20 protein-coding genes and 1 pseudogene are annotated in these 23,495 nt (G+C 61.9%); 14 read left to right on the top strand and 7 right to left on the bottom strand.

The window, feature by feature from the left end:
• Positions 1-115: 115 nt before the first annotated feature.
• The 4 genes from hypF to trxA form a co-directional block, all read right to left on the bottom strand.
• Entirely contained in the window at positions 116-2,554 is a 2,439-nt protein-coding gene (gene hypF / locus DWV43_RS06540; protein ID WP_117817479.1) for a carbamoyltransferase HypF, read from the bottom strand.
• Between the two features lie 118 nt (positions 2,555-2,672).
• The gene (nikR, locus tag DWV43_RS06535) at positions 2,673-3,167 is read right to left on the bottom strand and encodes a nickel-responsive transcriptional regulator NikR (protein WP_117757710.1); all 495 of its coding nucleotides are present in this window, start codon (positions 3,165-3,167) and stop codon (positions 2,673-2,675) included.
• A 1-nt stretch (position 3,168) separates the two neighbouring features.
• Positions 3,169-3,417: a hypothetical protein gene (locus DWV43_RS06530; protein ID WP_006235225.1), complete on the bottom strand. Its 249-nt coding sequence runs from the start codon at positions 3,415-3,417 to the stop codon at positions 3,169-3,171.
• A 221-nt stretch (positions 3,418-3,638) separates the two neighbouring features.
• Entirely contained in the window at positions 3,639-3,959 is a 321-nt protein-coding gene (gene trxA, locus DWV43_RS06525) for a thioredoxin (protein WP_117629728.1), read from the bottom strand.
• Between the two features lie 136 nt (positions 3,960-4,095).
• Here trxA and DWV43_RS06520 point away from each other — a divergent pair, with 136 nt between their 5' ends.
• Entirely contained in the window at positions 4,096-4,671 is a 576-nt protein-coding gene (locus tag DWV43_RS06520; protein WP_117564541.1) for a hypothetical protein, read from the top strand.
• An 18-nt stretch (positions 4,672-4,689) separates the two neighbouring features.
• On the opposite strand, the gene DWV43_RS06515 is transcribed toward DWV43_RS06520, so the two are convergent.
• A complete protein-coding gene (locus DWV43_RS06515) occupies positions 4,690-5,844 on the bottom strand; it encodes a sensor histidine kinase (RefSeq protein ID WP_158569841.1) in 1,155 nt (384 codons plus the stop codon).
• A 103-nt stretch (positions 5,845-5,947) separates the two neighbouring features.
• On the opposite strand from DWV43_RS06515, the gene DWV43_RS06510 reads away from it, so the two are divergent.
• The 7 genes and pseudogenes from DWV43_RS06510 to DWV43_RS06480 all read left to right on the top strand — a co-directional run bounded on the left by DWV43_RS06510 (position 5,948) and on the right by DWV43_RS06480 (position 13,179).
• Positions 5,948-7,054: a hypothetical protein gene (locus DWV43_RS06510; protein WP_233503821.1), complete on the top strand. Its 1,107-nt coding sequence runs from the start codon at positions 5,948-5,950 to the stop codon at positions 7,052-7,054.
• Positions 7,055-7,136: 82 nt separating this feature from the next.
• Positions 7,137-7,364 (top strand): annotated as a pseudogene (locus DWV43_RS10350) (transposase); the annotation flags it as partial.
• Positions 7,265-8,317 (top strand): IS3 family transposase, encoded by a 1,053-nt coding sequence (locus tag DWV43_RS06505; RefSeq protein WP_158566293.1) that lies wholly within the window; start codon positions 7,265-7,267, stop codon positions 8,315-8,317. The pseudogene DWV43_RS10350 and the gene DWV43_RS06505, both read left to right, overlap by 100 nt.
• A 994-nt stretch (positions 8,318-9,311) precedes the next feature.
• On the top strand, positions 9,312-10,337 hold the full coding sequence (nadA, locus tag DWV43_RS06495) for a quinolinate synthase NadA (RefSeq protein ID WP_117817475.1): 1,026 nt from the start codon (positions 9,312-9,314) through the stop codon (positions 10,335-10,337).
• A gap of 56 nt (positions 10,338-10,393) precedes the next feature.
• Positions 10,394-11,770, top strand: coding sequence for an L-aspartate oxidase (locus DWV43_RS06490; RefSeq protein ID WP_233539217.1), 1,377 nt, complete (start codon positions 10,394-10,396; stop codon positions 11,768-11,770).
• A 3-nt stretch (positions 11,771-11,773) separates the two neighbouring features.
• Positions 11,774-12,634 (top strand): carboxylating nicotinate-nucleotide diphosphorylase, encoded by an 861-nt coding sequence (gene nadC / locus DWV43_RS06485; protein WP_117817471.1) that lies wholly within the window; start codon positions 11,774-11,776, stop codon positions 12,632-12,634.
• Complete coding sequence (locus tag DWV43_RS06480; RefSeq protein ID WP_117759114.1) at positions 12,634-13,179, top strand: transcription repressor NadR; 546 nt, start codon at positions 12,634-12,636, stop codon at positions 13,177-13,179. The genes nadC and DWV43_RS06480 overlap by 1 nt, the downstream gene beginning before the upstream one ends.
• A 237-nt stretch (positions 13,180-13,416) precedes the next feature.
• Here the strand turns inward: DWV43_RS06480 and DWV43_RS06475 are convergent, their stop codons facing one another.
• Positions 13,417-13,602: a DUF362 domain-containing protein gene (locus tag DWV43_RS06475; RefSeq protein ID WP_006235216.1), complete on the bottom strand. Its 186-nt coding sequence runs from the start codon at positions 13,600-13,602 to the stop codon at positions 13,417-13,419.
• A 658-nt stretch (positions 13,603-14,260) separates the two neighbouring features.
• Between DWV43_RS06475 and dnaK the strand changes: the two genes are divergently transcribed.
• The 5 genes from dnaK (at position 14,261) to DWV43_RS06450 (ending at position 21,131) form a co-directional block, all read left to right on the top strand.
• Positions 14,261-16,153 (top strand): molecular chaperone DnaK, encoded by a 1,893-nt coding sequence (gene dnaK / locus DWV43_RS06470; protein WP_117564548.1) that lies wholly within the window; start codon positions 14,261-14,263, stop codon positions 16,151-16,153.
• A gap of 2 nt (positions 16,154-16,155) precedes the next feature.
• Positions 16,156-16,998: a nucleotide exchange factor GrpE gene (locus DWV43_RS06465; protein ID WP_117583638.1), complete on the top strand. Its 843-nt coding sequence runs from the start codon at positions 16,156-16,158 to the stop codon at positions 16,996-16,998.
• A 107-nt stretch (positions 16,999-17,105) separates the two neighbouring features.
• Positions 17,106-18,071: a DnaJ C-terminal domain-containing protein gene (locus DWV43_RS06460; RefSeq protein WP_117583637.1), complete on the top strand. Its 966-nt coding sequence runs from the start codon at positions 17,106-17,108 to the stop codon at positions 18,069-18,071.
• 72 nt (positions 18,072-18,143) lie between these two features.
• On the top strand, positions 18,144-18,560 hold the full coding sequence (locus DWV43_RS06455) for a heat shock protein transcriptional repressor HspR (protein WP_055250809.1): 417 nt from the start codon (positions 18,144-18,146) through the stop codon (positions 18,558-18,560).
• 270 nt (positions 18,561-18,830) lie between these two features.
• Positions 18,831-21,131, top strand: coding sequence for a hydratase (locus DWV43_RS06450; RefSeq protein ID WP_117817469.1), 2,301 nt, complete (start codon positions 18,831-18,833; stop codon positions 21,129-21,131).
• Between the two features lie 451 nt (positions 21,132-21,582).
• Here DWV43_RS06450 and DWV43_RS06445 read toward each other — a convergent pair whose 3' ends face one another.
• Positions 21,583-22,230 (bottom strand): hypothetical protein, encoded by a 648-nt coding sequence (locus DWV43_RS06445; protein ID WP_117817467.1) that lies wholly within the window; start codon positions 22,228-22,230, stop codon positions 21,583-21,585.
• Positions 22,231-22,762: 532 nt separating this feature from the next.
• Here DWV43_RS06445 and DWV43_RS06440 point away from each other — a divergent pair.
• Positions 22,763-23,434 carry a hypothetical protein gene (locus DWV43_RS06440; protein WP_147346268.1) on the top strand — a complete coding sequence of 224 codons (672 nt, stop codon included), beginning with the start codon at positions 22,763-22,765 and terminating at the stop codon, positions 23,432-23,434.
• Positions 23,435-23,495 lie beyond the last annotated feature (61 nt).

Here is a 23,495-nt window from a genome sequence, read left to right as displayed (position 1 = left end):
TAGGCGCCTAATTACCCATCAGTTGATGGTAGCGCTCGCGGGAGTCACGAGCAAACGCGTTACACCTGTGAGACGGCGGCGCGCAGGCTGGCAAAACAGCCTATCGCAATGCTGTCTACGCGAGGCGAGCGCGAGCGATGGCGGCCTGACCGTAGGCGATGCAGCCGTCGTTAACGGGCACGGCGTGGGGGATCAAGACGGCAAGACCGGCGTCTTTGAGTTCGTGGGTAAGGAGCTGAAGCAAAAGCCGGTTCATGAACACACCGCCCGAGAGCGCGACGGTATCGAGGCCTTCGTGATCACAGATCTCGCGTGCGATGTGGGTCGTAGCGTGCGTAATGGCGATGTGAAACCCGAGGGCGAGCCGGTCGGCCGGCGCGCCTGCCTCGATTCCATTCAGAAGAGCTTCGATGAGCGGTCGGGGGTCCAAGATGGGGGAGTCGTCGGCAGACGTGAATACGCCTGTATGATTGCCGTCGAGACGAACGGGCTTACCGTCAAGCGCGCGCCAGGCGGCGGCTTCGAGTTCTATGGCGGGTTCGCCCTCGTAGGTTGCCTTGTCGCAGATGCCCAGAATCGCTGCTGCGGCATCAAAGAGACGCCCCATGCTGCTGGTGCGCGGGCTGTTGATGCCGCGCTCGATCATGGTGGCTGTCACGCTGCGCGTTTGCTCGTCGAGGCTGTCCAAAAGCCGAGCGGCACCCGGGTGCTCGAGCAGGCCGAGCTCACTGAGCAGGGCAAAGGCGTTGCGGCGGGCGTCGCGCACGGAGGCCGCCCCGCCGGGGAGCGCCCAGGTGCGCAGGTGCGCGGCGCGCTCAAAGCCGCCAAGGCCGGCGACAAGGAACTCGCCGCCCCAAATGGTCCCATCGGTGCCGGCGCCGGTGCCGTCAAAGGCGATGCCAAGGACACGCGCGTCGGTTGCAAGCCGGCCTGCGACAATCGCCTCTGCCATTACGCTCGCGATGTGCGCATGATGATGTTGGACTTCGATAAGCGGCAGATTGTGCTCCCGTGCCTGTTCGCGCGCCCACTGGCTCGACAGATAGCTGGGATGCATGTCGCATGTCAAGGCGGCGGGCGTCAGATCAAAGAGGTTTTCTAGACGTGCACGGGCGGCGCTCCAGGCATCGAAGGTCGCACCGTTTTCGACATCGCCGATATGCTGCGACACAAAACAGGTTGCCTCGCCGTTCGTCCCTTCGCGCGTGAGCGCGATCGTAGCTTTTTGCTGCGGCCCGCAGGCGAGCACGCAGGGTGCAGTGCCGTCGAGCGCCGGCAACGGCAACGGCCGAGGCGCATATCCGCGAGCGCGGCGCACGGGCGTAACGGCGCCGTCGACCACACGTACCACGGAATCATCGTAGCGTGAGAAAATCGCGCGGTCGTTGCCGAGCAGCGCGTCGGCAATGCCGGCGGCAACGAGGTGTTCCCAAGCAAGGCCGTCATCAGTTTCAATCGGTTCCTCGCTCAGGTTTCCGCTGGTCATGACCAGCGCGTGCATGTCATGCGACGCGGCGGCTGCAAGCAGCAGATGCTGAAGCGGTGTATAAGGGAGCATGACGCCGAGCTCGGGTAGATCGTGCGAGACGGATGGCGCGAGTGTAAGGGCGTCGGGGGAATCTTCCTCGCCAGCAGCACACCGGCGCAACAGCACGATGGGGCGGATGCTGCCGGTTAGCAAGCCGCGCTCAGCATCATCGACATGGCACAGGCGTTCAGTATCGGCAAGGCTGCGCACCATAACGGCAAGCGGCTTGTTGCTGCGGCGCTTGCGACGGCGCAGCTCGACCACCGCCTGCTCATTGGCGGCGTTGCAGGCTAGATGGAATCCGCCCAGGCCCTTGATGGCGACAATACCGCCGCTGGCCAGCAGCTCGACACAGCGGTCAATAATGGCATCGCTGGTTTCGCGCGTGCTGCCGACGGCCGGCGTCGCCCCCGAGCCCTCGAGCTCCATGTCGCCCGCCGCCTCGCGCCAGGTAATATGTGGCCCGCAGTCAAAGCAGGCATCGGGCTGCGCGTGAAAGCGCCGGTCAAGCGGGTCGCCATACTCTGCGGCGCACTTGGGGCACATGGGAAAGCAATCCATCGACGTGGCCGCTCGGTCATAAGGCAGCGACCGGATGATGGTAAAGCGCGGCCCGCAGTTGGTGCAGTTGATAAAGGGGTAGTGATAGCGTCGGTCGGCGGGGTCGAACAGCTCGCGCAGGCAGTCGTCACAGGTGGCGATATCGGGGGAGACGAGCGTCGTGTGCACGGTCTGATCCTGCGACGCTACGATACGAAAGGCCTGCTCATCGTCGGCATCCCAAGCGTGGGGCTCCAGGTCTGCAACAGCGACATGCTCAACGCGGGCCGCGGCCGGCGCGTGCTCCGACAGCGCGGCGACAAATCCGTCGAGTGCCTCGACCGAAGCATGCGCCTCGATGTGCACGCCATCGCCCGCGTTGAGCACCCAGCCGCAAATGCCATGCGCCATAGCCTCGCGATACACAAATGGCCGCATGCCAACGCCCTGCACAATGCCCGTCACATGAATATGCACATGCCGCATGTGGCTTCCCCTCGTCAAAACCGACCAAAAAGGGACAGGTTTATTTTGGTCGGTAAAACTTCTAAACCTGCCAAAACAAACCTGTCCCTTTTTGGCAGGTGCGCTGCGGGAAATCCCGCTACAGCCCCAGGCTCTGCTTGGTGGCGGCGCAGGTGAGCTCGCCGTGCTTAACGCCGCGCAGTCCCAGCAACCGGTCCGCTAGCTCATAGACGCGTTTGCCGCGACCCTTGAGCGCCAGAATCTCCAGGCAGTTGTGGTGGTCCAGATGCACGTGCATGGTCGAGACAATCTCGTCGGTGTAGTCGTGCTGCACCTCGTCCAGACGGCGCGTCAGATCGCCGGTATGGTGGTCATAGATCATGGTGAGCGAACCGATGACCTGCTCGTCGGGCGTGCGCATCTGCTCCTTGGCGATCGAGGCGCGAATCAGATCGCGTACGGCCTCGGATCGGTTAGCCACGTCACCGCGGCGCGCGATCTGCTCGTCAAAGCGGCGCAGCAGGTCGTCGGGCGCGGTGACCGAAAAGCGGACCAGCTCGGAGCTGGAGCCGCTGTAGCGGCAGCTTGCATCGTCGTCCGCACCGTGATTGTGCGCGTGCTCGTGCTCGGCCACGTTACACCAGTTTCACAGAGCCGACGGAGTTGTGGTCGGCCTCGATGGCCTCCTCGTAGCCCTCGAGCGCATCGTGCGCCTCGTGGAGTGCCGCCATGGCGGCCTCGAGCTTGGCGCCAATGCGCTCCATGTCAAAGTTCTCGGTCGCATGCAGCAGCTGATGGCTCCACTCGTGAGCGAGCTCAATGGTGTCGTCGACCTGCTTGACGCTCATGGCAAGCTGGCTCATGTTCATTCCGACGTCATGCATGGGGAGTCTCCTTTTGTACGGGGCGATATGGTGGTTCAGATTCTACTACGCCCGCCTTGAGCGCCGCCGCATAAGAAAACGGGTGCGAGTCCGTCTGACCCGCACCCGTTCACTGGGGGCTGTTTGTATCTACCATACTATCCGTGGTCGCATACCTTGCGTTTGGCACTCCGGCGAGCGGTGCGAAACCGCTCATGGACGGCAGATGGGTAACAAGCGTATTACAGATGTTTCTCCAGCAGTGCCTGAAGTCTTGCCTTGGGTAGGGCGCCAACCGAGCGGTCGACCTCCTCGCCGTTCTTAAAGACGATCAGCGTGGGGATGCTCATGACGCCAAACTTCATGGCCAGGTCCTGGTTGTCGTCGACGTTGCACTTGGCCACAGCCAACTTGCCGGCCAGCTCGTCGGCAACCTCGTCTACGATGGGCGAGAGCGAGCGGCAGGGGCCGCACCACGGGGCCCAAAAATCAACCAGTACGGGCAGGCTATCGTTGACGACAGCGCCGAAGTTCTCGGGGGTAATCTGCTTAATGTCAGCCATGGTGACCTCCATAATACGACGCGGCTCGGCCGCGTAAAACTCAGTACGACCGTGCTTATACCCAGCGGCCCGCAAAGCAACCACTCGCGGGCGGCTCTTTTATATAATGGTGGGCACGCAAACGATTGGAGAGCGCATGCCCACGTCACAAAGCCAGAAAAAAGAAGCCATCGCTCAGGCGACCGAGCAGGAGCTCGCGTCGCTTGCAGATCGCGGTGTGCGTATCGCGGGCAACGCGTGCTCGCCGATTGTGCTGGTCAAAGGCGATTTGGATGAAGCCGAGTGCTCGGGCGGCGAGCTGGCTGCCGGCGCGGATGGCGCCGCGTTGCGCAAGGCGCTCGGCGCCATCGGATATGCCCCCGAGGATTTTTGCGTGCTGGCAAGCGTCGCCGGCGCGGGCGACGGAGCGGTCGCGGCGGGCGAGGCCCTGACGTGCGATCTGTTCCGCGAGGCGCTGGAGACCTTAGACCCCGAGGCGGTGCTGCTGCTGGACAACAGCGCGGCCGATGTCATGCGCGAGACCTATGCCGATATGCTTGTGGCGATTGATGACTTTGACACTGCCATGCTCAAGCCCGGCCTGGTCGCCCATGTGCAGGGGCGCCGTGTGCTGGCGCTCGACGGTTTTGAGGCGGCGCTCACCGACAAGGCCGCCAAGCAGCGCATGTGGGCCTACATCAAGCAGCTGACCCCGGCGGCTGCACCGCTGTAGCGAGGCTGGCGGCAGCCCCTACATCACGGCGCGCAGCTCAAACCGGTCGCCGTTAATGCGGAAATGGCAGTTGCCGTTCATGCGCTCGACGGCAAGTTTAATGCTCTTGGTGCCAAAGCCGTGCCCAGTGTGCTGAGCCACGGGCATGCCGTCGACCATGTGCGGCGCACGGCCAAACGTGTTGGAAACCAGCAATAGAAGCTGACCGTCTTCGTAGCGAAGGTCCAGGTCGACAAACCGCTTGCCTTCGGGGGCGGCGCTCGCCGCGGCGATGGCATTGTCCAGGGCGTTCGATACCACACTGAACAGATCGGCATCGCCCACGTGGACGGTTTCGGGCACGGCGGCTCGCAGGTCGGCGGTGATGCCGTGCGCGTTGATGTCCGCGGAAAGCGACGAGAGCGCAATGTTGACCGTTTCGTTGGCGCAGTAGCGGCGCACAGCGGTGCGGTCGTTGGTCTCGCAGAGCGCGTCGATGCGCTCGAGCGCCTCATCGGTGTGACCCTCTTCGATCAGGGCCGCAAGACCGCGCAGGTAGTGGCGCATGTCGTGACGGAGAACCGAGAGCTCGCGTCCGGACTGGCGCCAGGCTTCGAGCTCTTTGATGGCCGCGCTGTCGCGGGTCGCGAGCATCCAGCGCTCGCGCTCGGCGATTTCCTTTGCCTCGTATTCGCGAAGGTAGACGGCAAGAAACATAAGGTAGAACGCGCAGAGGGCGAACGCCAAAAACTCAACGGTTACTACCGAGCCCGAGTGGAAGAGCGTGGTATAGACGTTGGTGGCGTAGTCGAAGATGTAGTAGACGAGCGGCAGGATGAGCAGAATCTCCAGCTCGGTGGGGCTTTTGATCGCCAGGCGGGGGCCGATGTCGCTTGCCCAATGCAACAAGACGGCAAAGACGCCGAGCGTGGTGATGATGCGCGCCACGTAGTACGCGACCTGCGAATCGGTGACGGCGAATGCGGCGATGCCCATCCAGTTGCTGAACTGGCAGCTCAGGTAGGCACTGGTAACGCCCAGGATGGCGAGCAGGGGACTCAGGCGATAGCGTACGCACAGGTAGACGACAAGCGGCAGATGCACGACGAGCGGATAGGCCTGTCGGGCGAAAAGCTCGCCGCCAACGGCGTTGGCAAGGCCGAATGCGCATCCGGTTACGGCGCCGACCCCCACCAGCTTCCACCGTATGCCGAAAACACCCGGACGATGCCGTGCAGATCGCTTCGCTCTGCTATAGTCTCCCAAATTCACGTTTTCTATTGGGATGGTGGTTAATATGGGCGACATACTCGAATCGTTCCTGCGCGTGGCGATGGTGGTGTTCATCGTCGGTCCGCTCACTGCATGGGTCGCCCGTCGCGGCGCGCGCGAGCGCAGTGAGGCGACGGACAGCCTCGATCGCTTCACGGTGCGCATGCCCGCTGCCATTCGCACGATCATCGCCTGCTGCGCCGTCGCGTTCGAACTGCTCATGCTGGGTGTCTACGTCTGGCAGGGCGTCTCGTTGGGCGAGTGGGACCACGAACTTGTGTGGTTCGGTCACGCCATGGCGCTCGCGGGCATGGCCATCTGGGCCCTGCTGAGCATCCCGCGCATCGACGTGGACGGTGAGCGAATTCTCTCGCGTAACGCCTTCGGCATCCGCAAGGAGACGACGTTTGGCAACATCACCCGTGCAACGCTTCACACGCAGATGATGAGGATCGACCTGTTCGAGGGCGACCGGAAGTTCTGCTCGATAAGCCTCGAGGGGGTGTGCTCGCTCAACCTCCTCGCCCGTCTGGAGGAAGAGGGCATCGAGGTCTCGGACGCTGTTGACGGCCCGATGACCAAGGCGGGTCTGTGTTGGTCTGCCATCAAGCCGTTGACGATTGTTTTCAACGGTATGGCGCTCGTCTTCTCGCTCGTGATCGCCTTCATGGCTGTTTTCACCGACGCCGGTGCTCGTCTGCTCCTGCTCGTCCCATGCCTCTTCCTGTTCATAGGGGGACTCCTGCCTCTGCTCATGCTCAGCATGCCCGCCCGTGGTATCTACGAGATCGGCAGACAGGAGCGCGAACTCGGTTTCTCCTTCGCCGAGGAGATGGCGAGCCGAGGTGCCACGGGCACCTCGCTTGTCGACGACGATTGGTTCATCGAGATCAGCAACGCCCGCGTCGTGGCGTTCCGCCGCGATTATCTCAAGAAGGTCACGGCGCACGAGGATAGCGAGAGCGGCGACCGTTGCACGGTGACCACGAAAGGCGGTCGCAAAATCAAGGTGTACGCAGCGGGCAGCACGCTCGAGGACCTGCGCTCGTGGTTCAAACAGGGTGCCAAGGCCAGAAGCACGCTCGACCGTGCAGAGGACGTGCTCGAGACGACGTCTGATTGGGTTGTCTGACCTGTATCGTCTTTTCGGACACGCATGCTAGAGGCCCAATCCTTTAGAATGCATTCATCGACGACCGAGAGGACGGTATGCTATGTCCAACCCAGCCGCCAAGTACACCGACGAGTTCAGGCGCGAGACCGCCGACTACATCATCTCGACGGGCAGGCCGATAACGGAATGCTGCGCAGAACTGGGCCTGAATTCCAAGACCGTGAACAAGTGGGTGCAGAGCCGCCGGCGCGAGCTTGCCGGCGGGCCCGACCCCAAGGCCGAGGACCGCGAGCTTCGCGAGGCGAAAAGGCGCATACGCGAGCTCGAGATGGAGAACGCCTTCTTGAAAAAAGCCGCGGCCTTCTTCGCCAAAAGCCAGGCGTAGCCGCATGCTACCGGATGATGTTGGCGGAGAAGGCCGAATTCCCGGTGAAAATGATGGCCCGCGTGCTCGGCGTGAGCCGATCGGGCTTCTACTCGTGGCTCTCCAACGGCTGCCCGCGAGAAGACTGGTCGGCCGAGCGCGAGGCGGTCCGGCGCGTGTGGCTGGAGTCGGACCGCAGGTTCGGCTTCCGGTTCGTGAAATGCTTCCTGCCCGGCGAGTTCTCCGGATTGACCCTGTACAGGGTGCGCAAGCTGATGCGCGAGCTGGGAATACGCGGCTGCACGCCCAACGCCAGGAAGCGCACCACCATCCCCGACCCGAAGGCCAGGCCCCGGCCCGACCTGGTGCGCCGCGACTTCACCAGTCCCGTTCCAACCTGCAAGCTCGTGGGCGACATCACCTACCTGCGCACCGGCGAGGGATGGCTGTACCTGTCGACGGTCATCGACCTCAACACCCGCATGGTGGTGGGCTGGTCGCTCTCCGAGCGCATGACCGCCGACATCGTGGTTTCGGCGCTGGCGTCGGCCAAATCGCGCGGCTACGTGGCCGGCAACGCGATATTCCACGCCGACCGCGGCGCCCAGTACACCAGCAGGCTTCTGGCCGAATGGGCGCGCGACAACGACGTGCGGCTGTCCTGCAGCCGCGCCGGCAACTGCCACGACAACGCGGTGGCCGAGTCGTTCCTCGCCATGCTGAAGAACGAGATGTACTACAGGCGCAGCTTCCCGACCAGGGATTCCGCCAAGCACGCGGTGGTCGAGTTCATCGAGGCGTACTACAACCGCCGAAGGCCCCGCTCGACGATCGGCTACAAGGTGCCGGCCGAGGCCATGGCGGCCTTCTTCGAGAGAACCGAGCCCAAGCTCGAGGCCATGCCTATGGCCGCTTGATTTCTCGAGCTTGCGTGTCCGAAATCTTGACACAGGTCAGAAGGCCTCGATGCCAGCGCTGCGCCGATATGGGGCAGCGGCCCCCCCGTTGGCCGCCATGGCCCTGACTTCCGAGCGTATGCTGGCGCCGCTCGTCTTAAGACGTCGACCTCCATCCGGAGCCTGCGGTTCTCGCGCTCGGGCTCCAGGATCCGGTTCTACTCGGGCGTGCGGTTGTCGGCGGCGCGCGGCGAGCCGGTCTCGTTTATCGACTTGACCCGCCTCTCCACGGTGCTCTTGTCGAGGTCGCACTCGTCCATGGCCTCGCGCCTGGGCTTTCCGGCGTTGTGGAGATCGACTATCTTCCTCTTGAACTCGTCGGTGAAATGCCTCGGTCTGGGGCCGGTCGAGGCCGAGCCCCCGGTCCGGCTGGGGTAGCATGTCGCTGCGGACCATTGTCTTTCCTCTCGTTGAATATCTAGGCGCTGACGATTCTAGGCGATGGCCCTCTCTTGCTGCTTACACCTCGATTGTGCTCGCTACCCCCAGCGGGCCCGGATCGAGCGATTCGGACCCGCTTTTGGGGCCTGCTGGAAACCCGGTGGTCAAAAAGGGCCAAATATGAGTACTGTTACCAGTTTGGTGGCAGCCAAATGGCCTCAAAAATCGGTGCCAGAGGCCAAAAGTGCATCGATTTTCGTTCTTCAGAGTCGCGATCGGGCTCCAAACAAGGCGATTTTGCTGCTCTGGACCGGAAAATCGATGCTACTAATTTGGTGACAGTACTCATATTTGGCCCTTTTGACCACTGCCCCTTGGTCCAGGACAAAACGGGCTGCCCGAATCAGGGGGCGGGTCCATTTTCGGCTGTCCTCAGCTTGCCAGTTCGAAAATGGACCCGCCCCAAGATTGAATCTTTATTCCAACTTTACACCTGGCTTTACAGCTGTCTTGTCAGCTGTAAAGCCAGGTGTCATACTAAAGCCCCAAGATTCGCCAAAAGAGAGGGGCCTTGATGGCACAGAGCGCGAACATGGATGCGTCGGAGCTTGCACGCGATATCGCGGCCGGCCTAGCATCGGCAACGACGGCAACGGAGCGCGCGGCACTGGTGCCCGCAGAGCTCGTCGAGGCCATTCAGCAACTTAAAACCCAACGCGACGCGGTGATCCTGGCGCACTATTACGTGGCGCCCGAGGTTCAGGCTGTGGCCGATTACGTCGGCGACAGCTTCTACCTGGCAAAGCTCGCCAAGAGCCTACCGCAGCAGACCATCGTGTTGTGCGGCGTGGAGTTTATGGGCGAGAGCGCCAAGCTGCTCAATCCCACCAAGACCGTGCTGCTGCCCGAGCCGGGCGCGGATTGCCCCATGGCTCACATGGTCAAGCGCGAGACGGTCGACGCGGCGCGCGCCGAGTACGGTGACGACCTTGCCGTGGTCTGCTACGTCAACTCCACGGTCGAGATCAAGAGCTGGAGCGACGTGTGCGTCACCAGCTCCAACGCCGTCAAGATTGTGTCCGAGCTGCCGCAGCAACACGTCCTGTTCATCCCCGATCAAAACCTGGGCCGCTTCGTAGCCGAGCAGGTGCCGCAAAAGCACGTCATCCTCAACAACGGCTACTGCCCGCGCCACCACATCATTACCGTCGAGCAGATCGTCGATGCGCAGGAGGCCCACCCCGACGCGCTCGTGCTGGCGCACCCCGAGTGCAAGGCCGACGTGCTGGCCGAGGCCGACTACATCGGCTCCACCGCCGGCATCATCAAGTATGCCGAGGAGTCCGACGCGAGCGAGTTCATTATCGTGACGGTCCGCGGCGTGCTCTATGAGCTCGAGCGCCGCCGCCAGGGCACCGGCAAGAAGTTCTACTTCCCCGCGGTGCAGCCCACCTGCGTCAACATGGACCTCATCACGCTCGAAAAGCTCGTGCGCTGCCTGGAGACGGGCGAGGGCGAGGTGCAGATCGGCGTGTCGGACGAGGCTGCCGACCAGGCCAAGCTCACGCTCGACCGCATGCTCGAGTACGCGGCGCGCTAAGCCAATGTGACATGAGGGACCATCCCTTATGTCACATTACAAGGGAGAGGATTCCTGTGGAAACCAAACAATACCCCGATATGGAGTGCGATGTCGTCATTGCCGGTTGCGGCGTGGCGGGCCTGTATGCGGCTCTCAATCTGCCGACGAGCACGCGCGTAATCATGCTCTCCAAGGGCGCCGTCGACGAGTGCGATTCGATGCTCGCGCAGGGCGGTATCTGCGTGCTGCCCGAAGGCTCTGACTACGATGCCTTCTTTGAGGACACCATGCACGCCGGCCATTACGAGAACCGCCGCGAGAGTGTTGACATCATGATTCGCTCGAGCCGTTCGGTCATCAATGATCTGCTGGCCATGGGCGTGGACTTTGAGCGCAAGGCCGACGGCAGCCTCGACTTTACCCGCGAGGGCGCGCACAGCCGCCCGCGCATCGCCTTCCATGCCGATATTACGGGCAAGGAGATTACGACCAAACTGCTCCAGGCTGTTCGCAAGCTGGACAACGTGCAGATTCTCGAACACGTTGCCATGACCGATATCCTGACCGCCGAGCGCGATGGCGCCACGGTGTGCACCGGCGTCGTCGCCGTTGCCGTGGATGAGAACAGCTCGGTTCGTCCTGCCGACGAGCTGGCAAATACCGCCGAGGGCGTGCATGCCGGCGAGCCGTTTAAGATCCATGCCCGCCATACGCTGTGGGCGACGGGCGGTATCGGCGGCGTGTACGACCATTCGACTAACTACCCGCAGCTCACGGGCGATGCATGCTACATCGCTCAGGAGCATGGCATTAAGATGGAGCACCTGGACTACGTGCAGATTCACCCCACGGGGCTGTTCTCGCCGCAGCCGGGTCGCACCTTCCTGATCAGCGAGAGCTGCCGCGGCGAGGGCGCGATTTTGCTCAACGCCGCCGGCGAGCGCTTTACCGACGAGCTTCAGCCGCGCGATGTGGTCGCTGCCGCTATTCGCGAGCAGATGAAGCAGGACGGTACCGAGCACGAGTGGCTGAGTTTTGCCCCCGTCGAGCGCGATGTGGTGACCGGGCACTTTGCCAACATTCGCGCGCGCTGCCTGGAGGACGGCCGCGACATCTTGGACGAGCCCATCCCCGTTACGCCCACGCAGCACTACTTTATGGGTGGCGTATGGGTCGATAAGGACGGCCGCACCTCGATGCCCGAGCTCTACGCCGCGGGCGAGACGGCCTGCAATGGCGTGCACGGCAAGAACCGCCTGGCTTCTAACAGCCTGCTCGAGTCCCTAGTTTGGGGCCGCCGCGCTGCTTGGCGTATGCGCACCGGCGAGTCGCTGACCGTGGAGCAGGCCGGTGAGCCCGCGCTTGACGGACGTCACCGCGCCCTGAGCGCCGAGACCCTTGCAATCGATGATTTGGCCCGTGCCGCCGGCACGCAGGCCGTGGAGGAGTAGACCATGAATCCCATTACCATGAAGCTCGTCGTCGATGATCTGATTTTGCAGGCTCTGCGCGAGGACATCACGTTTGAGGACGTGAGTACGGCGAGCGTGTGCCCTACGGCGCGCCCCGCTACCGTTGAGCTCATCGCCAAGGCCGATGGCATCATCGCCGGCTTGGATGTGTTCGCTCGCACCTTTGAGCTGCTGGATTCGCAGAGCTCGGTGCTGTTTGATGTTGCCGACGGTGACGAGGTGCACGCCGGCGACCACGTGGGCCAGGTGCGCGGCGATGCGCGCGTATTGCTTTCGGGCGAGCGCGTGGCGCTCAACTACCTGCAGCGCATGAGCGGCATCGCTACTTACACGCATCGGATGGCGGCCGCGCTCGAGGGCACCAAGACCGTGCTTGTCGACACGCGCAAGACCACGCCGGGCATGCGCGTCTTCGAGAAGGCAGCAGTCGAGATCGGCGGTGGCAGCAACCACCGCTATAACCTGTCGACGGCCGTCATGCTCAAGGACAACCACATCGATGCAGCCGGTGGCGTGACGCGCGCGATCGAGATGGCGCGCGCCCATGCGTCGTTTACCACGACGGTCGAGATTGAGTGCGAGAACCTGGGCATGGTACGCGAAGCCGTGGAGGCCGGTGCCGACATTATCATGTTCGACAACATGACCCATGACGACATGGCCGCCGCCATCGAGCTTATCGCCGGTCGCGCCAAGACCGAGTGTTCGGGCAATGTGGACGCCGACAACATTCGCGCCCTGGCCGACCTGGGCGTTGACTTTATTAGCTCGGGCGCCCTGACGCACTCTGCGCCGATCCTCGACCTCTCGCTTAAGCACCTGCGTCTGCTGGACGGTAAATAATGAACGCCCGCGAGCGTCGCCGTGCCATCATGGGCGTGCTCGAAGGAGCCAAGGAGCCCGTTTCGGGCAGCGCACTTGCCCGCGAGGTTGGCGTGAGCCGTCAGGTCGTGGTTCAGGATATTGCCCTGTTGCGTGCCGATGGGCACGATGTCGTGGCAACCAACCGCGGTTACGTGCTGCAGGAAGCCGCGAGTAGCCCCGCCGTGCCCACGCGCTTGGTCAAGGTTCGCCACGGCGTGGAGCAGACAGGCGATGAGCTTACGAGTATCGTCGACGCCGGAGGCGCCGTGCTCAACGTGATCGTCAATCACCGCGTGTACGGTAAGATCACGGCCGACCTGGACATCCGCAATCGTCGCGATGTTGAGCGCTACCTGCACGATATCGAGAGCGGCAAGAGCTTTCCGCTACTAACGGTGACGAGCGGCTATCACTTCCATCGCATCGCGGCGGAGGACGAGCAAACCCTCGACGAGATCGAGGCCATGCTCAAGGAGAAGGGCTACTTGGCAGACCTCATGCCCTACGAGGACGATCTATCGTAGCCGACGCTGCAAACGCCCCTAAGCGGCAATCTGACGTTCAATCGTCGGTCGCGTACAAAAGTACGCTTCCCTCCTCTTTCACGTCACCTTGCTCGCTTAGGGGCGTTTTCGCTGACGTGAGCTCAACCTGTGACGGTGCCAAATTAATTATCCGCACAAAAAAGGAGGCCTCCGCGGCGATGCGGAAGCCTCCTTTTTGTGCACGGTGTACTTTTGAGTGTGCAAGTGGGGGAGTTGTTACTCCTCGACGATCTCGGTGATCGCGCCAGCGGGGCAAGCGTCCTGGCAAGCGCCACAGGCGACGCAGGAGTCCTCGTCAGCGACGGTAGCGACGTCCTGGAGCTCCAGAACGCCAGCGGGGCAGGAGTCGACGCAAACGCCACAAGCGATGCACTCGTCGGCATCAATTACGGGATGAGCCATGGTAGTTTCCTCTCTGTTGACCGACGCTACAGACGATGCGCGCCGGTTTGATTCGGGCAAAAACATACCACGGGAGCGACCGTTTGCAATACCCTCTGGCCGGCATCTTCATACCGTTCGCCGAGTATGCCAAGGTTTACTAAAAAACGCGCAGGTGGGGCCGTTGAGCTGCGCAAATGTTAGCTATAGGTGACTTGTAATATTGACCTATTGAGCGCGCCTGCGGAAAGGGCATCCCGTTATTTGGCCGAAAACCGGGTCGCAGTTTCCGGTTGGGCCCGCTAGCGGAAACTGCGACCCGGTATCAGCTCTCAAAACGGGATACGGTTTCCGGTTGAGCCTTCAGACGGAAACTGCGACCCGGAATCCACGCTCAAACCGGGATGCGCTTGCCGCAAGACGGCCCCCAGGCACCCCCGGACGCAAACCTCAGCCATCTCTACATAGATCTCAATAGATTTGCCGAGAACTCATTCAGCGCATCTACCTGCGCATTTAAGAACCTAAACTCTCAGCAATAAGAAATCTTATATGAATTGACTTAGATTTTGTATATTCCGGCCCATAAGGGGATACACTACATCCTGAAAGACAAGCCGAAGCGCCGCGCGACAGATCGTCGAGGCGGCGCGAACGCAAAAGAGAGAGGGAATTTCTAATGAGTAAGATTCTTGGTATCGACCTTGGTACTACTAACTCCGCCATGGCCGTCCTCGAGGGCGGTTCTCCGACCATTATCGTGAACGCCGAGGGCGACCGCACCACCCCGTCTGTTGTTGGCTTCCGTGCAGACGGCGACCGCGTCGTGGGTAAGGCCGCTAAGAACCAGGCGGTCACCAACCCCAAGAACACCGTGTTCTCCATCAAGCGCTTCATGGGCCGCAAGTACTCCGAGTGCACCTCCGAGATCAAGACCGTGCCGTATGAGGTCAAGGAGGGCCAGGGTGGCCGTGCCGTCGTCGATATCGAGGGCAAGGATTACACCGCCGAGCAGGTGAGCGCCATGACGCTCGCAAAGATGAAGGCCGACGCCGAGAAGTATCTGGGCGAGACCGTCACCGACGCCGTCATCACCGTCCCGGCCTACTTCAACGACGCCCAGCGTCAGGCCACCAAGGATGCCGGTAAGATCGCCGGCCTCAACGTCAAGCGTATCGTCAACGAGCCGACCGCTGCTGCTCTGGCCTATGGCCTGGACAAGCAGGGCACCGACCAGCGCATTCTGGTCTTCGACCTGGGCGGCGGCACCTTCGACGTCTCCATCCTCGACCTCGCCGACGGCGTGTTTGAGGTTCTGTCCACCTCGGGCGACAACCACCTGGGCGGCGACGACTGGGATCAGCGCGTCATCGATTGGATGGCCGATAAGTTCCAGCAGGAGAACGGTGTCGACCTGCGTCAGGACCCCATGGCCCTGCAGCGTCTGAAGGAGGCCGCCGAGAACGCCAAGAAGGAGCTCTCCGCAGCCCAGCAGTCCACCATCAACCTGCCGTTCATCACCATGAACCAGTCTGGCCCGCTGCACCTCAACTACACGCTGACCCGCGCCGAGTTCGAGAAGATCACCCGCGACCTGCTCGAGCGCTGCAAGCAGCCTGTCACCAACGCCCTGCGCGACGCTAAGCTCAAGCTCTCCGATCTGACCGAGGTCATCCTCGTCGGCGGCTCCACCCGTATGCCCGCCGTCCAGGATCTGGTCAAGACCATGACCGGCAAGCAGCCCAACATGTCCGTGAACCCCGACGAGGTCGTTGCCGACGGCGCCGCCGTCCAGGGTGGCGTGCTCACCGGCGACGTCGAGGGCATCCTGCTGCTCGACGTTACCCCGCTGTCGCTGGGTGTCGAGACCATGGGCGGCATCATGACCAAGATGATCGACCGCAACACCACGATCCCGACCTCCAAGACCGAGGTCTACTCCACCGCTGCCGACAACCAGACCAGCGTCGAGATCAACGTGCTCCAGGGCGAGCGCGAGCTTGCCCGCGACAACAAGTCGCTCGGTAAGTTCCAGCTGACCGGTATCCCGGCTGCCCGCCGCGGCGTGCCGCAGATCGAGGTCACCTTCGACATCGACGCCAACGGCATCGTCAAGGTCTCCGCTAAGGACAAGGGCACCGGCAAGGAGCAGCAGATTACTATCTCCGGCTCCACCGCGCTTTCCGACGACGAAGTCGATCGCATGGTCAAGGACGCCGAGGCTCATGCCGAGGAGGACAAGAAGCAGAAGGAAGAGGTCGAGGTCCGCAACCAGACCGACAGCCTGTGCTACTCCACCGAGCAGACCCTCAACGAGCTGGGCGACAAGGTTTCCGCCGATGTGAAGTCCAAGGCCGAGGCCGCTATCGCCGACGCCAAGAAGGCGCTCGAGGGCTCTGACGTCGAGGCCATCAAGGCCGCTGGCGAATCCCTGCAGTCCGTAGCCTACGAGCTGGCTCAGGTTGTCTACGCCGACGCTCAGCAGCAGACCGACGGCGCCGCCGGTGCCCAGCCTGCCGACGATGACGTTGTCGACGCCGACTACGAGGTTGTGGACGACGAGGACAAGTAATCATGTCCGCCCGTAAAGCTCGCACGGAGGCGGCCGCCGCTGGCGCCGCCCCCGTTGACTCTGAGGAGAAGGACGTGAAGATTCCCGTAGAGGCCGTCGACGATACCGAGGCCAACGAGGCCGAGGCCGCCGAGGCTGCCGAGAACCAGGTAGAGGATTCCAACAAGGAGGCGACGATGACCGAGGACGAGATGGTGGAAGCCGCTATCCGCGCCGGTGAGGAAGCCGCCGACAACGACTTTAAGCTCAAGTTCGAGCAGGCCCAAAAGGAGCTTGCCGACGTACGCAGCGAGCTCGATGCTGCGGCAGAGGCTCAGAAGGCCGCCGAGGACAAGGCAAAGGACGCCACCGAGCGTACCGCCCGTCTGCAGGCCGACTGGGAGAACTTCCGTCGCCGCACCGCCAGCGAGCGTATCGCCGAGCGCGAGCGCGCGACCGAGAAGCTTGTCACCGCGCTGTTGCCGGTGGTTGACGATATCGAGCGTGCAATCGACCATGCCCGTAGCCAGGAGCTTTCCGACGACTTTAAGCAGTTCGTCGATGGCGTTGATGCGGTGCATGCCAAGCTGCTCGATGTGTTTGCGCACGAGGGCGTTGAGCCCATCGACCCCAAGGGCGAGGCGTTCGATCCGCTCGAGCACCAGGCCGTGGGGCGTGTCGAGGACGCATCGCAGTACGACGAGACCGTCAACGACGTGTACCAGAAGGGCTACCGCATGGCGGACCGCATCCTGCGCTCCGCGATGGTGACGGTGACCTACGGTGGCGAGAAGCGCCCCGCACCGGAGCCCGAAGCGGCGCCCGAGGATGCTGCGGCCGATACGGCTGAGAGCACCGAGGAGTAATTGAGAAGGGCCCCGGGGCAACACCCGGGGCCCTTTCTGGCCTAGTGCCATATGACAGTATGAGCCGCCGCCCGTTGAGCGGTGGATGAAACAGGAGAGGAGCTACGATGGCTGCAGGCAAAACCTTCTATGACATCCTGGGCGTATCCAAGAGCGCCTCCGACAAAGAGATCAAGAGCGCGTTTCGCAAGCTCGCGCAAAAATACCACCCCGATGCCGGCGGCGACGAGGCCAAGTTCAAGGAGATTAGCGAGGCTTACGAGACGCTTTCGGACGAGAAGAAGCGCAAAGAGTACGACCAGATGCTCATGTTCGGCGGCATGCCGGGCGCGGGCGGCGCGTATGGCGGCGGCTACGGTGCCGGCGCGGGCGCCAGCGGCTGGGGCGATATCTTCGACAGCATCTTTAGCGGCAACGGCGCTTGGGGCAGCGATTGGGGCTCGGGCTTTGCCGGGGCTGCGGGTAATGCCGGTGCCGGTGCGGGTCGCAGCCGTGCTCGCAAGGGCGGCGACCTGTCGCTGACTGTCGACGTGACGGCCGAGGACGCGTTTCGCGGCGTGACGCACAAGGTCACCTATCGCATTCCCTCGACGGGCGAGCAGCAAACCATTACGGTCTCGGTTCCCGCAGGTGCGGTCGACGGCGGCAAACTACGCTACAAGCGTCGCGGCGAGTATGGCGTTGCGGGTGGCGAGCGCGGCGACCTGGTCGTGACCACGCATGTGGAGGAGCACCCGCTGTTTAAGCGCAAGGGTGCCGATGTGACCATGGAGGTACCGATCTCGGTTTACGAGGCGGCGCTCGGCTGCACGGTGGATGTGCCCACACCCGGCGGCGCGACGGTTCGTCTGAAGGTGCCGGCGGGCACCCAGACGGGCAAGAAGTTCCGCTTTAAGGAGATGGGCGCGCCCGATGTTAAGCACCGTGGCCGCACGGGCGCGCTGCTCGTCGAGATCAAGGTGCAGGTTCCCACGAACCTGTCCGACGATGAACGCGATGCCATGACCAAGCTGCGCGAGGCCGACACGCGCGACTATCGCGAGAAGGTCAATCGTTACAAGGCGACGTACTAGGGCGGTCGCGGCGCACGCCCACGCCCGCGGGCTTATGATGGACGATAACGAGACGGAAAGGGGTCAGGTAGCATGGCCGAGGACAATAGGAACAAACCGCTGTACATGATCAGCGTGGCGGCCGAGCTGACCGGCATGCACCCGCAGACTCTGCGCGTCTACGAGTCCAAGGGCTTGGTGAACCCCCAGCGCTCGGGCGGCAACACGCGTCTGTATTCGCGTGCCGATATCGAGCGCCTGGAGCTCATCAACCAGCTGACTGACGAGGGCATCAACCTTGCCGGCGTGGTGCGCATCCTCGATATGAAGGAGCGTGCCGAGGAGCGCGAGCGCGAGAACGAAAAGCTCCGCGCCCGCGTGCGCCAGCTCGAGGACGAGCTGCACGAGTATAAGATGCAGAAGAAGATCACCGCCCTGGCCCCGCGCGACGGCTCGGTCAACCCCGAGCAAGTCATGCGCAAACTGCTGGGCACGGGCGGCGACCTGTAGGCACTCATTGGGGACAGACTTAAATGAGTACCTGCAGAATGAGAGTGGATAATCTCCCGTTTTTTGCCTGTTTGCAGGCTCAAAGTGGGAGATTATCCACTCTCGTCATTTGAGCGTCTAAGTCTGCCTCCCCAGGACCTAACTCGTCCTTTACTTTACTGAGATAAAGTGAACGTGTAGATTCGTAACCCACTCGCAACCGTTCTATGGCACGATATTGAACGAATGTATGCTATGCGCCCAAATCTTTTGGGCAGAGTGGGAGACAGTATGGTCAAGCTGTACGAGGACGGCATCTACCTGCGCGGAGGCAGCGAGGTTGTGCCTGCGGCCGAGGCTGCCGAGCGCGGTATTACGCAGACGCCCGAGGATGCCAAGCGCGGCACCATCGCGTATTCGATCCTCCAGGCACACAATACGTCCGGTGACCCCGAGGCGCTCAAGATTCGCTTCGATGCCATGGCGAGCCACGACATCACCTTTGTCGGCATCATCCAGACGGCACGCGCCTCGGGCATGGAGCAGTTCCCGCTGCCCTACGTGCTCACCAACTGCCACAACTCGCTGTGCGCCGTGGGCGGCACCATCAACGAGGACGATCACGTCTTTGGCCTCTCGGCTGCCAAGAAGTACGGCGGCATCTTCGTCCCGCCGCACATCGCCGTCATCCACTCCTTCATGCGTGAGAACTTCGCCGGCTGCGGCAAGATGATCCTGGGCTCCGACTCGCACACCCGCTACGGCGCCCTGGGCACCATGGCCGTGGGCGAGGGCGGCGGCGAGCTGGCAAAGCAACTGCTGCGCGACACTTACGACGTTGCCTATCCCGGCGTAGTCGCCATCTACCTCACGGGCGCCCCGCGCCCCGGCGTTGGCCCGCACGATGTGGCACTTGCCATCATCCGTGCCGTCTTTGCCAAGGGCTACGTCAAGAATAAGGTCATGGAGTTTGTGGGCCCGGGCATCGCGAGCATGACGACCGATTACCGCAACGGCGTCGACGTCATGACCACCGAGACTACCTGCCTGTCGAGCATCTGGGCCACCGACGAGGACACGCACGCATTCCTGACCATGCACGGTCGCGGCGACGACTACCGCGAGCTCAAGCCCGCCGATGTCGCCTACTACGACGGTTGCGTCGAGGTCGACCTGTCGAGCATCAAGCCCATGATCGCCCTGCCGTTCCATCCTTCCAACGGCTTTGAGATCGACGAGCTCAACGAGAACCTCGAGGACATCCTTCACGAGGTGGAGCTCGAGGCCGCCAAGATCGGCGAGGGCAAGACGCACTTTAGCCTGCTCGACAAGATCGTCGACGGCAAGCTGCATGTGCAGCAGGGCGTCATCGCCGGCTGCTCGGGCGGCAACTACGACTCCGTGGTCCAGGCTGCCCGCGTGCTCAAGGGCGCCAACACCGGCTGCGGCGAGTTCTCGCTGTCGGTCTATCCCACGAGCCAGCCCGTGGCACTCGAGCTTACGCGCCGCGGCTATATCTACGATCTTATGGAGGCCGGCGCGATTGTGCGCACGGCATTCTGCGGCTCGTGCTTCGGCGCCGGCGACACGCCCGCCAACAACGGCCTGTCCATTCGTCACACCACGCGCAACTTCCCCAACCGCGAGGGCTCCAAGCCGGGCAATGGCCAGCTGAGCGCCGTGGCTCTGATGGACGCCCGCTCCATCGCGGCGACGGCTGCCAACGGCGGCGTCCTGACGCCGGCGACCGACCTGCCCGAGGACACCTGGGACGAGGCCTGCGAGTACACCTTTGACGACGCGCCGTACAAAAAGCGCGTGTACTGGGGCTTTGGCAAGGCGGAGCCCGCCGACGAGCTGGTCGAAGGCCCCAACATCAAGCCGTGGCCCGCGATGGAGCCCCTCGGCGACGACATCCTGCTCAAGGTGTGCTCCAAGATCATGGACCCGGTCACCACGACCGACGAGCTCATTCCCTCGGGCGAGACGAGCTCCTTCCGCTCCAACCCGCTGGGCCTGGCCGAGTTTACGCTGAGCCGTCGCGATCCGGCCTACGTGGGCCGCTCCAAGGAGGTCGACGCCGTGGAGAAGCGCCGCGTGGCCGGAGAGGCCGCGGGCGACCTGGCGGCGCTCGATGCCGAGCTTGCCGGCGTGTTTGAGGCGCTGGCCGGCGCGGGTGTCGCGGCAGACACCAAGGCGACTGAGTACGGCTCCATGCTCTACGCCAAGAAGCCGGGCGACGGTTCTGCCCGCGAGCAGGCCGCGAGCTGCCAGCGCGTAATTGGCGGCCTGGCCAACATCGTCCACGAGTACGCCACCAAGCGCTATCGCTCCAACGTGATGAACTGGGGCATGGTGCCCTTCCAGATGGAGGCCGAGCCCAACTTTGAGGTGGGCGACTACGTCTTTGTGCCGGGTATCCGTGCCGCGCTCGATGGCGACCTAAAGGACATCGCCGCTTACGTGGTGCGCGCCGATGGTGCGGCCGAGCAGATTGAGCTCTACATTGCCGATATGACGGCAGAGGAGCGTGCCATCGTCAAGGCCGGCTGCCTGATCAACTACAACAAGTTCAAGGCCGCTGCCGAGTAGCGCACTTAATTGTCCGCCCGGGGCTTACCCTTTCCCGCTCGCTCACGCGCTTCGCGAGGGTCGCGTTCGGGAAAGGGTAAGCCCCGGGCTACATTTCTGCGTTCTCGTTGGGTCTTGAGAGACGCTAAAAAAAGACTGGGACCACCACAAAGGGGACAGGCACCTTTGTGGTGGTTCCGTTTGTCTCGATCTGTAACATCTAGGCGGTTAAAAGTGTGCCTGGTGTTACAGATTGAGATTTTCCGACGGGGCTCTGCACTTAATCTCGACCTGTAACATCTGGGGCCCAATTTGCCGAGTAGTTGTTACAGATTTAGACAAGCGGTTGCCGTCAATCATTTCATCTAAATCTGTAACACCAAGGACCCAAAAGGGCCGCTAGCTGTTACAGGTTGAGACAGCGGAGCGCTGGAGCCGAAAACTACCACGAAGGTGTCTGTCCGGCGGGTCCTTATTTCGATGGGGTCCAGGTTATTTCGTCGTCAAATAGCCAAGTGCGTGACGAGCCACGGTCGCGCGCTGTCTGTGGATCGGGCTCGCAAGTTTGTTCGTAGGCATCCTCGGTACACCGATCCATAAAATCGACGACTGCCGTCTGGTCGCCTTCCATGACGTAGATCACGTTGCCATCCGAGATATAGACTCCCGGCCCTTCGTTGTCCACGTAGCCGGGGTCGTATGAAACGTTGCACAGTCTGCTCCCGTTTGCCGCATCGAGTTCAAGGGTCGAATAATACCCGCCATTCATTTGGCCTTTCTTGGCTCGATATATTGCGGCGCCGTACCATCGCTTAAACGTCTTGCCTTTGAGTAAACTGGTTGCCTTGCCGATAAGCTGCTCATCTTGGGTATAGCGCGTGGCTCCAAGTTCGATTCGGGGATAGTTACTGACCCCAAGCGCTGCGGGCGTACCGTCGAAATCGACGTTGATTGAATCGGGTTTGACGATATCGGTGAGGATTTCGATGGGGTAGCTTACGGTTTCAACCGCCGCCTGCGTTGCCGAGGCAGGGAGAAATGCGAGATAGATAATGCCCACGCCGACTGCGGTAATTGCAAACGCTAAGACGAGCAGGCCGATGTAGGTGGAGCGTTTCACGGCGGGTACCTCGCAAACAGCATGCATTCATTAAGATAAGTGATACCAGCTTACGACAATATTCAAAAGAAAGCGACCGCCCGGAATGAGAGGGCTAAAAGGCCCTATTGGGCTTCGATTTGATCTCTAATAGGAATATTTGCCTCCCCTCATTCTGGGCGAGGGGTCAAAAATTGAGTTCACGAGTTTTGCGCAATACTATTCTCACTAAACTCGCTATTTTCACTATAAGCACTATAAAAACGACAGGGACGATGACGAGAAAGTTGTGGCGTACGATAGCCAAGTCGTTTAGGCCGGCACCCTTGTCTTGAATCTCCATCTATATCTGCGCGAACGGGCTATCGGTGGCTCTCGATTTCGTCGCTGTGTTCTCGTTGGGTCTTGAAGGACGCTAAAAAAGACTGGGACCACCACAAAGGGGACAGGCACCTTTGTGGTGGTGGGGTACGAGCAGCTCCTTTTGGTAATAGTGCTGGCCGCGATATCATTAGTGCAGGTGGCGAAGGCTTGCATTGTGAGGTGTTTTGCTGTGAGAAGTCCTGCCCGTATTGGATTGATTGTCTTGGCGCTTGCGATCGCTGTGGTTGGCGCGGGCGCTGTCGGTATGGCATTTCTACCTGCTGCGGTGACGGAGCCGGTGGTCAAGCCTGTGACTCAATCTGTCGAACTTCTGACCGGCGACGACAAGCCCGAGACCATTACCGTTGATTTTGATGAGCAGCCGGCTGTGCTGGGTATTAGCAATTATCCGCGTATTCAGCTTGGGGCCATGCGCTATACCACGGATACAAGCCTGATCGATAGGGCGTCCGAGCTACTCAAGGGCAAAACATTTAAGCGTTGGTACGGATATGCGTCCTATCGGGCAAAAGCGAACGACATGGTTGGCGGATGCCACTCGTCCATCGAGCTGGACACTGCAAACGGCGCAAAGTTATGTGATGTCTCGTACGATCCGGGCTACGAGGGCAATGAGGGTCCGGGCATCTACATCATGGACGGCGATGTCGCCTATGTCATGGAGGGCGACCAGACCGAGCTCAACGATTTTATGGGTCAGTGTATCCAAGATGCCTATAAACAGACCTGCTTGCCTGACCCGCAGACTGCACGCGATAGTGGGTCTGCCCGTACATGGCTGTTCGAGGATGAGATGCCCTGGACCGTCGAATCGGGAAGTACGGGTTCGGCGAAGGAGTAGAGACCGCGACCACCACAAAGGTGCCTGTGAACTGCGCCCCGAAACTTGGACTGAATAAATA

The sequence above is a fragment of the Collinsella sp. AF05-9 genome (assembly GCF_003465595.1).
In the GTDB taxonomy this organism is placed as follows: Bacteria; Actinomycetota; Coriobacteriia; order Coriobacteriales; family Coriobacteriaceae; genus Collinsella.
The sequence above is the reverse complement of the archived record's forward strand: the minus strand, read 5'-3'. Positions and strand labels throughout refer to the sequence as shown.